At 64.0% G+C, this 11,863-nt stretch carries 9 protein-coding genes and 1 pseudogene; 3 read left to right on the top strand and 7 right to left on the bottom strand.

Annotation, left to right across the window (positions count from 1 at the left end; genetic code table 11):
* Positions 1 to 13: 13 nt before the first annotated feature.
* Complete coding sequence (locus ACSYDV_RS14520; protein ID WP_438324526.1) at positions 14 to 955, bottom strand: DUF2493 domain-containing protein; 942 nt, start codon at positions 953 to 955, stop codon at positions 14 to 16.
* Between the two features lie 295 nt (positions 956 to 1,250).
* Between ACSYDV_RS14520 and ACSYDV_RS14515 the strand changes: the two genes are divergently transcribed.
* The 3 genes and pseudogenes from ACSYDV_RS14515 to ACSYDV_RS14505 form a co-directional block, all read left to right on the top strand.
* Positions 1,251 to 1,466, top strand: a complete 216-nt coding sequence (locus ACSYDV_RS14515; protein WP_438324525.1) for a hypothetical protein — start codon at positions 1,251 to 1,253, stop codon at positions 1,464 to 1,466.
* A 241-nt stretch (positions 1,467 to 1,707) separates the two neighbouring features.
* Entirely contained in the window at positions 1,708 to 3,267 is a 1,560-nt protein-coding gene (locus ACSYDV_RS14510) for a Fic family protein (RefSeq protein ID WP_438324524.1), read from the top strand.
* A gap of 89 nt (positions 3,268 to 3,356) precedes the next feature.
* Positions 3,357 to 3,728 (top strand): annotated as a pseudogene (locus ACSYDV_RS14505) (integrase core domain-containing protein); the annotation flags it as partial.
* 257 nt (positions 3,729 to 3,985) lie between these two features.
* Here the strand turns inward: ACSYDV_RS14505 and ACSYDV_RS14500 are convergent.
* From ACSYDV_RS14500 to ACSYDV_RS14475, 6 genes are all read right to left on the bottom strand, one after another.
* On the bottom strand, positions 3,986 to 4,273 hold the full coding sequence (locus ACSYDV_RS14500) for a hypothetical protein (RefSeq protein ID WP_438324523.1): 288 nt from the start codon (positions 4,271 to 4,273) through the stop codon (positions 3,986 to 3,988).
* Positions 4,274 to 4,452: 179 nt separating this feature from the next.
* Positions 4,453 to 5,097, bottom strand: a complete 645-nt coding sequence (locus ACSYDV_RS14495; protein WP_438324522.1) for a DsbA family protein — start codon at positions 5,095 to 5,097, stop codon at positions 4,453 to 4,455.
* Positions 5,094 to 5,528, bottom strand: coding sequence for a disulfide bond formation protein B (locus ACSYDV_RS14490; RefSeq protein WP_438324521.1), 435 nt, complete (start codon positions 5,526 to 5,528; stop codon positions 5,094 to 5,096). The genes ACSYDV_RS14495 and ACSYDV_RS14490 overlap by 4 nt, the downstream gene beginning before the upstream one ends.
* Positions 5,525 to 6,010: an SRPBCC family protein gene (locus tag ACSYDV_RS14485; RefSeq protein ID WP_438324520.1), complete on the bottom strand. Its 486-nt coding sequence runs from the start codon at positions 6,008 to 6,010 to the stop codon at positions 5,525 to 5,527. The genes ACSYDV_RS14490 and ACSYDV_RS14485 overlap by 4 nt, the downstream gene beginning before the upstream one ends.
* Positions 6,011 to 6,027: 17 nt before the next feature.
* Positions 6,028 to 9,204 carry an efflux RND transporter permease subunit gene (locus ACSYDV_RS14480; RefSeq protein ID WP_438324519.1) on the bottom strand — a complete coding sequence of 1,059 codons (3,177 nt, stop codon included), beginning with the start codon at positions 9,202 to 9,204 and terminating at the stop codon, positions 6,028 to 6,030.
* Between the two features lie 44 nt (positions 9,205 to 9,248).
* On the bottom strand, positions 9,249 to 11,789 hold the full coding sequence (locus tag ACSYDV_RS14475) for a heavy metal translocating P-type ATPase (RefSeq protein WP_438324518.1): 2,541 nt from the start codon (positions 11,787 to 11,789) through the stop codon (positions 9,249 to 9,251).
* Positions 11,790 to 11,863 lie beyond the last annotated feature (74 nt).

Raw genomic sequence — 11,863 nt, 5'->3', positions numbered from 1 at the left:
CTCAAATCCGCGCTCAACTTCCGGGCGGCACGCGAAAATCCCAGACGGGGATGCCGAACGCGCGTGCCTTGTCGACGAGATTGTCCTGGATGCCGGTGCCCGAGAAGACGACCAGCCCGGCGGGCATCGCATCGATCATCCGGTCGTTGCGCTTGAAGGGCGCCGCCTTCTTGTGGCGGTTCCAGTCAGGACGGAATGCGACCTGCGGCACGCGGCGGGTATCGGCCCAGCAGGCGGCGGCACGCTCGGCACCGGTCGGCGTCGCGCCATGGAGCAATATCATGCCGGGATGCCTGGCATGGATGCGATCGAGCGCGGCCCAGATATGCTGGTGATCGTTGCAGGTGGGACCGCCGCTGAAGGCAACGCGGGTGCCTTCGGGGATCAGGGCAGCGGCCTTTTCACGGAGCCTCTTGTCCATGAAATCACGGCTGTCGATCACCGACGCGGTCATCGCCTTATGCTGGGCGCGCGATCCGGTGCGCGGCATCCACGCCTTGCGGACATAAAGACGGAACTGCTCGGCGGCGCATCCGCGGAAATATTCCATGGCATCGCGGCGCTCAATCATCGTGATGCCTTCGGCGATCTTGCGCTCCAGTTCGACCGAGCGGATTTCGCTGCCGTCCTGCTCGCGCTGCTGCTCGCGCTGCGCCTGCTCGTTGCGATCGAGGTCGCGTTCGATCCGCTCGCCGGCACGGTGAAAGATATTGACGATGTTCCAGGGCAGATCCTCAAGATCGGGCTCGATGCGCGTGTCGATCAAACAGCCCGCCATTGCGTCGAAGATGTCGGCGACGGCGCCGCCGGCAAGCCGGTCGTCGGGCAGCGGCCGCCCGTCGAGCTCATCGTCATAGGGCCGGTGACCGTAGAGCTGCATTTCCTGGAGAAGATATGCGCTGGCGCCGGGCCCGTGCGGTTCGCCGGGTTCGGGAAGGTCGGACAGGTCGGTCATGGCGTTTCTCTTGTCTGGCGGCCGCGCCTCTCGCGGCCTTCGCGGCGACGCCTCCGCGGCGGCGGGTGCGGGTCCGCACCGCACGGGCGCAGCCCGGGCGGCCGAAGCGAAGCGAAGGATGGTGGACGCGTGGCTATTTTGCCTCGCGATGCAAAGGGGCGCAGCCCCGGCGGAAAATAGCCGCGCGCCAAGCCATTGCGCAGCCCGCGCCCGCTACCGCAGTCGCCCCCTAGCGAAGGCCGGAGGCGCGACCGCCCGGGAAAAGGGGTGCGATCACCCTGTTTTTCACCTGTACATGGCGAGCTGCACGGGCACGGCGTTGGTCACGAAATATGGGGTCGGCGCTGCGCTATTCGAAGGCTCTGCTCCGGGCAGGCTCAACCAGATACTCGGCGAGGCGATGTGGTCGAAGATGTCCGAAATACTGCTGTATATTTCGGACATGGAGAAACCCGCATCCGGATTGAAAGCCGCCATCCTCGATCGTGCCGAGGTGCCCGGCAGCCTCTGACCGATGCGCGGTGGAGCCGGTCTTTTCGGTTTTGGCCTGGTCTGCGGCAAGGGTATCCGGCGGCGACCCGCGTAACTTCAGCTATGAATTAACTCTTGGAATCAATCATATCGCACAATAACCTAAATATCGTCTAACATGATAACCTAAAATATGTCTTGCGCGATAACCTAAAAACCGTACACCACGATAACCTAAAAACCATCCAGCAGAATAGCCTAAAACTTAACCCGGAGGCACCATGGCCACCCCGCAAGAAAAGCTCGCCGATGCGCTCGAAACGCTGCACCAGTTGCAGGAGAAGGGTCGGATTGCCATCCGCGGCGAGGATCTCGATCGCCCCCAGCGCGAACTGCTCCTCAAGCATGGCTTTCTGCGCAGCGTGATGAAAGGTTGGTACATCGCCAGCCCGCCCGAAAGCGCGCAGGGCGAGAGCGGCATCTGGTTCACCGCCTATTGGAGCTTCTGCGCCCAATATCTCGCCGACCGCTTCGGCGACGACTGGTCGCTCACCCCCGAGCTGTCGCTCGCGCTCCAGACCGGCAACCGCACCGTGCCGCAGCAACTGCTCGTTCGCGCCGAGAAGGCCGGAAACAAGGCAACCGGCCTGCTGCTCGGCACCTCGCTCTTCGATACGCGCGCTGCTCTCCCCGAGGCGAACGACCTCGTCGTGCAGGACGGTCTTCGGCTCTTCTCGATCCCCGCCGCGCTGATCGCGGCGAGCCCGGGTTATTTCGACGCAAACAGGATCGACGCGCGCGCAGCGCTTGGGACGATCCGCGATGCGTCGGAGCTGCTCGAGCGGCTGCTCGAAAAGGGCCAGAGCGTCGTTGCCGGTCGGCTCGCGGGCGCCTTCCGCAACATCGGGCGCGGGCGGATCGCCGACGACATTCTCAAGACCATGGACCGCGCCGGCTATCGGGTCCGCGAAGTCGATCCTTTCACGGAAAAACTCGCCAACGCGATGCCGCTGCGCGAACGGTCCCCTTATGCCGGGCGCATCCGCCTGATGTGGGAGGCGATGCGGGGCCCGATCATCGAGCGCTTTCCCAAAGCGCCCGGGCTCCCCGCCGATGTCGAGGCCTATCTCCAGCGCGTTCAGGACGTCTATGTGACCGACGCTTATCATTCGCTGTCGATCGAGGGGTATCGCGTGAGCCCTGACCTGATCGAGCGGGTGCGCACCGGCGCCTGGAATCCCGACCTCGATGCCGCCGACCGCGAACTGCGGAACGGCCTCGCCGCGCGCGGCTATTGGCTCGCCTATCAGGCGGTTCTGGCAAGCGTCCGCAAGGTCGTCGGCGGCGCCAATCCCGGCGAGGTCGCCGACGCTGACCATGGCGACTGGTATGGTGAGATGTTCAGTCCCAATGTCGAGCTCGGTTTCGTCGAAGCGAAGGATCTCGCAGGCTATCGCAGCGGGCAGGTCTATCTGAGCGGCGCGCTCCATGTGCCGCTCAGCCCCGACGCGGTGCGCGACGCGATGCCGGTCTTTTTCGAACTGCTCAGCGAGGAGACCGAAGCCTCGGTCCGCGTCGTCCTCGGCCACTTCATCTTCGTCTATATCCATCCCTATATGGACGGGAATGGACGAACCGGCCGCTTCCTCATGAACCTGATGCTCGCAGCCGGCGGCTTTCCGTGGACGGTCATCCCGGTCGAACGGCGCAAGGATTATATGGCCGCGCTGGAAGCAGCGAGCAGCGAACAGAATATCACGCCCTTCGCCGACTTTATGGCAGGCCTTGTCGAAAGCACCCTGAAAGGCGAAGCGGCTGCCCAGTTGCCCGGCGCGCGCTGATCGCGCCGTCCCATCCGCAGACGATGCGCCTGCTTACCGGGCGAGAAGGCGCATCGCATCGACGGGCTGCATCTGGTTCCGAACCCACGCGCGGCCCGCCAGCGCATATTCGGTCGGACAATGGCCCGGAGTTCATCGCGACTGCCGTGCAGGAATGGCTGGCGAAGGTCGGCGTGAAGACGCTCTACATCGCCCCCGGATCGCCATGGGAGAATGGCTATTGTGAATCGTTCAACGGGTCGCTGCGCGATGAACTGCTCAACGGCGAGATCTTCTACTCCCTCGCCGAGGCCCGGATCCTGATCGAAGCCTGGAGGCGACATTACAACACCGTCCGGCCGCACAGCTCGCTGGGATATCGGCCACCCGCGCCGGAAGCCGTTCCATCGCCAGTGTCGCCCCCCGGTTCCGCTTCGCTCCACCTACGGCCAACACTGGCGATGGAGGCGTCAATGCACTAACAATCCGAACGGACCAACCGGTGGGAGCCGGTCAGGTGCGACCAGTGCTCGACGCCGATGCGCATACTGTTCCGCCGCATCCCATGGCTCGACGGAATGGAATATACCGAACCAGATGCACGCGCCTGCATGCCCTAAATCCTCGTCGGAGCCGGGTTCGGCGCCCTGGAAGGTTAAAGGTCATCGCGGCGCCAACGGGATCAATTTAAATCTAGCGTGCGCAGCGATAACATTCTTCGGCCACCCCGAGATCGGGTCTATCCGCGCCAGTGGCGGCCGCGATGATGATGGTGCATCCGGCGCTTCTGGGCGCGTCGCTCGTAGCGATGATCATTTCCGCTGGAATATCGGTCATTCGAGCGGTAGCCCCCGTCATAGTCATGCCGGGGTACGTCGTGGCGCGGCGAGCGATAATCGCGGTCATGCCCCCGCGGGGCGTCGTGGGCGCGGCTCCAGCCACCACGATCGCCATGAGTCTGGGCGACAGCCGTGCCGGGAACGGCAAAGGCAAGCATCCCTGCCACCATGGTTAGGAATTCGCGCATGTCAGTCTCTCCTTTGCAGCTTCCGGAACCCCCCCTTCGTCGTTGAGTGACTTCTGAACATGCGGCTTTGCCTGGGCCGGGCGGCGATCCGGGCCATGTTCGCGGCAAGGCGGCAGAAATCTGGGGCTTCATCCCGGCAACGAAGGCCCGCCCCGGCATTCGCCGGGACGGGCGACCAGTCATTTTCCCTTCGCTGCAACGGCAGCGCGAACTTCGGCTTCGAGCTGCTCCGGCGAGGAACTGGACAGCTTCCGGCCGTTGATGAAGAAGGTCGGCGTTCCGCGCACGCCGACCGCGCGCGCATCGGCGATATCCTGCTCCATCCACGCCATCGCTTCGGCCGAAGGCATGGCGCGCGCCTTCGCGACATCGAGGCCCGCCTTTTCGGCTGCGGCCCATGCCGCGTCCATCTTGCCGTCATGCCAGTCGGGCTGAGCTTCGAGGACCGCGGCCATCACCGGTTCGAGCTTGCCCTGGACGCGGGCAGCCTCAAGCAGGACGATCGCTTCGGCCGATCCCGGGTGGAGGGGCAGATAGCGCATCACCAGCCGAACATCCTTCGGATAGGTCGCGAGAATTTCCTTCACTTTCGGAAAGAAGGCGCGGCAGGCTTCGCATGACGGGTCGAAGAATTCGACGATGGTCACCGGCGCCTTTTTTGGCCCGATGACGGCCGAGTGCGGCCGGATGAGTTCGTCGACGGGACCGGGCGCCGCTAATGGCGCCGGCTCGCCAGCGACCGATCCGCTGTAGAACATGGCGCCGCCGGTAAATGCGAGCGCCGATACGACCAGGGTCGCAACGACTCCGAAACGTCGATTCATGATTTCAGTCTCCTTTGGAAGTTCAACAAGAGGGTAAGGATCAGCGCGAAGGCGACCAGCGACAGGAGGGGCAGCGGCACGCCTCCAATTGTCATGCTCTCGCCCGAGCATGACGGACCGCCGGTACAAGGGACGATCGGGGCCGGAATGACACCGACGTAGAGCAGGCTATGATAGAGGGCGACGAGACCACCGCCCGCTGCAAGCGCGAGTCCATAAGGAACGACGGCGCGGTCCGACTTGAACGCCGCGATGCCGAGAATGATCGCGAGCGGGAACATGAAGGCGCGCTGGAACCAGCAGAGGTCGCACGGTGTCTGGCCCATGACCTCGCCGACGAAGAGGACGGCAAGACTCGATAAAAGTGCGATTGCCCAGGCCGAACCAAGCGAGCGCCATTTGTGCGGGGCGAGAAGGGGAAAACTCGTCATCGCCGTCCGGTCCGATACTTGGGCTTCGGGCGGGTCGGCGGCGATTGATGCTTTCCATATTTCGATTTGAGATAGCTGAGCAAAATGCCGTCGATCGAAGCGATCATTCTCTCGAAGCTCGTCTTTATTCCGGGGAGACGCAGCCAGGCAAAGAGCCCGCGGCAGCGGTAGCGATGGACGAGCTTGGTGCCATTGCCGGTCGGAACAAGAGTGTAGCTCTCCTCGTAACTCACGAGGAAGCTGGTACGCACGTCGATGGCAAGCTGCCGGTCGGGATGCGCCACTACGGCCGTTGCCGGGACCTCATGAAACTTCGGCTTGTGCGGGTCCATGCGCACCGAATAGCGGATCGTTATCGGGTCCTCGGAGAGCCGTTCGATCCGCACATACGGATTCCATATTCTATGATTTTCGAAATCATCGAGAACCGCCCATATTTGGGCCGGGGTGTAGGGGAGTTGATACTCCCGCTGAAACTCCATCACCACATCCGCTTCCTCTATCGGTCCGTCGCCGGAACAGGGTTTGAACAGCCTCCCTCGACCACTGGTGCCGGGCCAGTTTCGGCGCCGCCGGTGGTGAACCATCGACGAAGGCGAGGTGCGATTGCGCGCTCGAAGCCGATAGCGAGACTGAAGGAGGCGGGGACGATCAACAGCGTGAGCACGGTCGAGAGGGTCAGCCCGCCGATCACGGTCACCGCCATCGGCGCACGCCAGGCACCGTCGCCGGTGAGCGACAGGGCGGTCGGAATCATCCCCGCGACCATCGCGACCGTCGTCATCAGGATCGGCTGCGCGCGCTTATGGCCGGCATCGATGATCGCCTCGTCGCGCGGGACCCCTGCCGCCATTTCCTCGATCGCGAAGTCGACGAGCAGGATGCTGTTCTTGCCGACGATGCCCAGCAGCATCAGTACGCCGATGAACACGGGAAGCGACAGCGGGTAGCCCGTCAACAGCAGCGCGATCGCGCCGCCGAGCGGGGCGAGCAGCAACGAACCCATGTTCACGAAAGGCGGGATGATCTTGCGGTAAAGCAGGATCAGGACCGCGAGCACGAGGAAAATGCCCGACACAACCGCGATCGCGAAGTTGCGAAGCATCTCGGCCTGCCATTTGGCGCTCCCGAGGACGAGCCGCGTGACGCCGGCGGGCAGCGCCTTGAGCGCCGGCAGCGCCTCCAGCTTCTCCATCGCCTGACCCGTCACGAGTCCCGGAGCGAGGTCGGCACCTATAGTGAGCTGGCGCACCTGGTTGGTGCGATTGATCTGGGTGGGGCCGGCGCCGAACCCGATCTCGACGACGACCGACAGCGGCACCGTTCCCCCGTTCCGGGTCGGAACCGGCATGTTGCGGAGCGTATCGAGGCGTTCGCGGGCGGTTTCCGCAAGCGCGACGCGGACCGGAATCTGCCGGTCAGACAGCGAGAATTTCGCGCTGTTCTGGTCGATCTCGCCAAGCGTCGCGACGCGGATCGACTGGCTCAGCGCCTGGGTCGTCACCCCGAGCTGCGCCGCGAGCGCGAAGCGCGGGCGGATAACGATCTCGGGTCTCTGGAGATTGCCTTCGACGCGTGGCGACCTGATTTCCTTCACACCTGCCATTTCGGCAAGCAGCCGGCTGCTGACATCTTCGAGCTTCTTCGGGTCATCGCTGCCGAGCGTGATCGAGATGTCGCGGCTGCTACCGCCGCCGCCGCCATGCTGCGACTGGAAGTTGATGCGGGCATCCGGCACTTGGGCCAGCAGCGTCGCGCGATCCTTCTCGAATTCGGTCGAGGTGAGCTCTCGGTCCTTGCGAAGCTTGAGATATACCGTCGCTGTGCCAACGTCGATCCGCGAGAGGGCGGAGACGACGAGCGGATCGCGCTTCATGAGTCCCGTCACCTGGTCCGCAACGACCTCTGTTTGTTCGAGCGTCGCGCCCGGCGCGAGCTGGATCGATACCCGGCTTGTGTCGGAGTCGATCGAGGGCTGGAAGGTCATTGGGAGAAGCGAGAAGCTGAAGATTGTCGCGAACAACGCCAGCACGCCGATGCCGACGACCCAGATGCGATGATCCCGGATATAGCCGAGCCATTTCCAGCGCCCGCCGCGCGCTCGCGCGGTATCGGCGGCCCTGGTGTCCAGGCTCCAGCGCAGTACGCGCATATAGGTGTCGATCAGCGGCCCCTCGCCATGCTTCTGCTGACCTTGCGCTGCGAGGAAATAGGCCGCGAGCATGGGCGTTATCATACGCGCGACCGCGAGGCTCATCAGAACCGCGGCCACGACTGTCAGCCCGAAATTCTTGAAATATTGCCCGGCGACGCCGGGCATCAGCCCGACAGGCAGGAACACCGCAACGATCGTCATGGTTGTCGCGAGAACGGCGAGGCCGATTTCGTCTGCGGCGTCGATCGACGCTTGATAGGCCGATTTGCCCATCCGCATGTGGCGGACGATATTCTCGATTTCGACGATCGCGTCGTCGACGAGCACGCCGGCAACGAGGCTGAGCGCGAGAAGAGTCATCATGTTGAGCGAAAAGCCCATGAGATCCATGAACAGGAAGGTCGGCACCGCCGACAGCGGTATGGCGAGCGCGGAGATCAGCGTCGCACGCCAATCGCGGAGGAAGAGAAAGACGACCACCACCGCGAGGATGGCGCCTTCGACCATCGCATTGATCGCCGAATGATACTGCCCCTTGGTATATTCGATATCGCTGAAAAGTTCGGTGAATTTGACCTTGGGGTTTTCTTTCTCGAGTTTGCGCAGCTCTTCGACTGCCGCGTCGTAAACGGTGACGTCCGAGGCACCCTTCGCGCGCTCGAATCCGAATGTGAGCACTTGCCGCCCGTCCTGCTTCGAAACGGAGCGCTGCTCGGCGTAGAGGTCCTTGACTTCGGCGATGTCGGCTAGGCGCACGGTCCGGTTCGTCCCGACCGAAATCAGCGTTTCGCCGAGCGCTTTCGCGCTGCTGGCGTTGCCGAGGATGCGGACCGCCTGCTCGGACCCCGCGACCTCCATCCGGCCGCCAGCCGCGTTGACGTTGAGCTGCACGAGCTGGGTGTTCACCGCTGCGGCGGTGAGACCATATGCGCGCATCCGCTCCGGGTTCAGGATGACGCGAATTTCGCGGCTGACCCCGCCTCGGCGATAGGCGTCTCCCATTCCGGGAACCGCGATGAGCCGCTTGGCGACGACATTGTCGACATACCAGCTCAGCTCTTCGAGTGTCATGTCTGTCGCAGAAGCCGACCAGTAAGCAAGCGTGTTGCCCGAAGTCGACAGGCGAATGACCTGCGGTTCGAGAATGCCGTTCGGAAGGTTGCTGCGGATTTGCGTGATCTTGTCGCGAATGTCCGTCACAGCGCGGTCGATCGGCGTGCCGATCGCAAACTGCACGAAGGTCTGCGACTGCCCCTCGGTAACCGTCGAGTTCAGCTCGTCGATCCCCTCGATCGTGCGGACCGCCGCCTCAACGCGCTGCGTAACCTGGGTTTCGAGCTCGGTGGGCGCGGCACCCGGTTGCGCGATGATGACGATCGCTCCGGGGAAGTCGATATCAGGATCGCTCTGCACCCCCATCATCAGGAATGAGACGATCCCGGCCACTGTCAGGCCGAAGAACATGACGAGCGGCGGAATCGGATTCCGGATCGACCAGGCCGAGATATTCTTGAAGCTCATCCTCGCTCTCCCTTCCGGTTTCGTGAAGCGGCGACCGCGCCTGCTCAGCCCATGCTGCGATCACGATAGGCGAGCAGGCGGAGCGCGTTGGCGACGACCACAAGGGTCGAGCCCTCATGGGCCGCTACCGCCGCCCCAATCCCGAGTCCGAAGATCGTCGCCGGCACGAGGACGACGACCACCCCGAGGCTGACGACCAGATTCTGACGAATGATCCGCCGTGTCTGTCGGCTGAGGCCGATCGCGAACGGAAGATGCGCAAGATCATCGGCCATGAGGGCGACGTCGGCGGTTTCGAGCGCCACGTCGGAACCTGCCGCACCCATCGCGATGCCGACGGTCGCGCTTGCCATAGCTGGCGCGTCATTCACGCCGTCGCCCACCATCGCGACCGGCTGCTCGGCCTTGAGATCACGAATGGCGTCGACCTTCTGGTCAGGCATCAGGTCGCCCCAGGCTTCGCCGATCCCGACTTCGGCTGCGATCGATTCGGCGACTTTCTGGTGATCGCCCGAGATCATGATCATACGCCGGATGCCAAGGTCGCGAAGCTTCGCGATCGCGGTCCGCGCGGACTCGCGCGGCGTGTCCATCAGGCCAATTGCCCCGAGGTCGCGATCGCCCATGCGGACCACCATCGTCGTTCGCCCCTTGTCGCGGAGCCCAGAGATCGCCGCAGCGACCTCCGGGCCGATTGGGGCAACCCCGTCAGCACCGAACATTTCGGCCTTCCCTATCAGGACGGTTTCGCCTTCGACCCTCGCGATGACCCCGCGTCCGGTCAGGCTGTTGAGATCGTCGGCAGTCGGGACGCGCGTCGAGGTCAGCATCTCCTCGCCGTCGCGCGCGATGGCCGCAGCGAGGGGATGATCGCTGAGCCGCTCGACCGCCACAGCGATCCGCAGCAGTTCCTCCTTGGGAACCCCTGTGGCTGGAATGACGTCGGTGATACGCGGCTTGCCCTCGGTCAGTGTGCCGGTCTTGTCGAACGCAAGTGCGGTCAGCGATCCCAGATTCTCGAGAGGCCCGCCGCCCTTCACGAGCACGCCGCCGCGCGCGGCACGCGCGACGCCCGAAAGCACGGCGCTTGGCGTCGCGATCGCGAGCGCGCACGGGCTCGCCGCGACGAGCACCGCCATCGCGCGGTAGAAGCTGTCGCGGAAGGGTTCGTCGACGACCACCCAGGCGAAGAGCAGTACGAAGACCAGCGCAAGGACGCTCGGTACGAAGACGCGCTCGAAGCGGTCGGTGAAGCGCTGCGTCGGCGACTTCTGCGTCTCCGCCTCGCTCACCATTTTCACGACCTTGGCGAGCGTGGTGTCTGCAGCAAGGCGGGTCACCGCGATCTCGATCGCGCCATGGCCGTTGATCGTGCCGGCGAAAACGCGATATTTTGCGTCGAGCGCATCAGGCTTCGTGGCGGCCGCCGCGCGATCGGCCACTGGCTCCTTGTCGACTGGGACGCTCTCGCCAGTCACTGGAGCCTGATTGACCGCCGAGCGCCCGACGACGACGAAGCCGTCGGCCGGCAGCCGCTCATTGGGCTTTACCACGACCGTGTCACCGATCTGCAAAAGCTCGACCGAGATTTCGCGGCTGCTGCCGTCTGCGGCTTTCACGACCGCAGTTTGCGGCGCCAGTTCGGCGAGCGCTTCGATCGCGCGCTTGGCGCGACCCATGGCATAATGTTCGAGCGCGTGCCCGAGGCTGAAGAGGAAGAGGAGCAACGCGCCCTCGGCCCAAGCACCGAGCGCCGCCGCGCCCGCGGCGGCCACGAGCATCAGCGTGTCGATCTCGAAGCGCTTGAGCTTCAGATTCTCGATCGCCTCGCGGACAGTAAACCAGCCGCCGAAACCATAAGCAGCGATATAGAATGCGAGCGGCACCCATTCCGGCGCCGCGGCCAGCTTCTCGATGGCAAAGCCGATGCCGAGGACGAGACCGCAGAGGAGCGCGAAGATCAGCTCGGTCCGCTCGCCGAAAATGCCCCCATGATCATGGCCATGGTCGTGGCTGTCCTCGCCCTTGTGGCCATGTTTGTGGTCAGGCCCATGCGCATGATCGGGTCCATGGTCACGGCCATCATCGCCATGTTGGTGGGGGGCTTCTGCCGGGACAGCCGCGACGACGGCAGCCGATTTCTGTGTGACGCCCATATCCGAAAGCACCTTCCTGATGATGTCGACCGAAGTTTCCGAGCGCTGGAACTCTGCACGCAGGGTACCCGCGACGCCGACCTCGGCCTCGATGATGCCGGGGATTTCGCGTAGGCGTGTTCCGATCGTCCGAGCGCGCCGCGAATGGCCTACGCCTTCGAGATCGCCCCAGAAGAGATGCTGATATTGGCCTGTGAGCTCGGCACCAGCGCTGCGCGCGAGCTGCCGCACCCGCTCGAGCGGGAGAATATCCGGACGGTAATGTATGCAGAGCTGCGGGGGCGAACCATCGCTTGAGCGGACCACATGGACCTTGTCGACGCCTTCGCGTCCTTCGAGTTCGCTCGTCAGGCGCGCGACGCAGCGGTCGGCGGTATCGGCGACTTCGGGGAGGAGCAGCGGAATATCGAGCCGCAACTGGTCACTCATGATGCCATCCTTTTCATGTCAGTGCTCGAAGGCGGCCGGGGACGACCGGTCCTGTCAAAAGGATGAGGTGCGGG

The organism is Sphingopyxis selenitireducens (assembly GCF_051550705.1).
Lineage (GTDB): Bacteria > Pseudomonadota > Alphaproteobacteria > Sphingomonadales > Sphingomonadaceae > Sphingopyxis.
The sequence above is the reverse complement of the archived record's forward strand: the minus strand, read 5'-3'. Positions and strand labels throughout refer to the sequence as shown.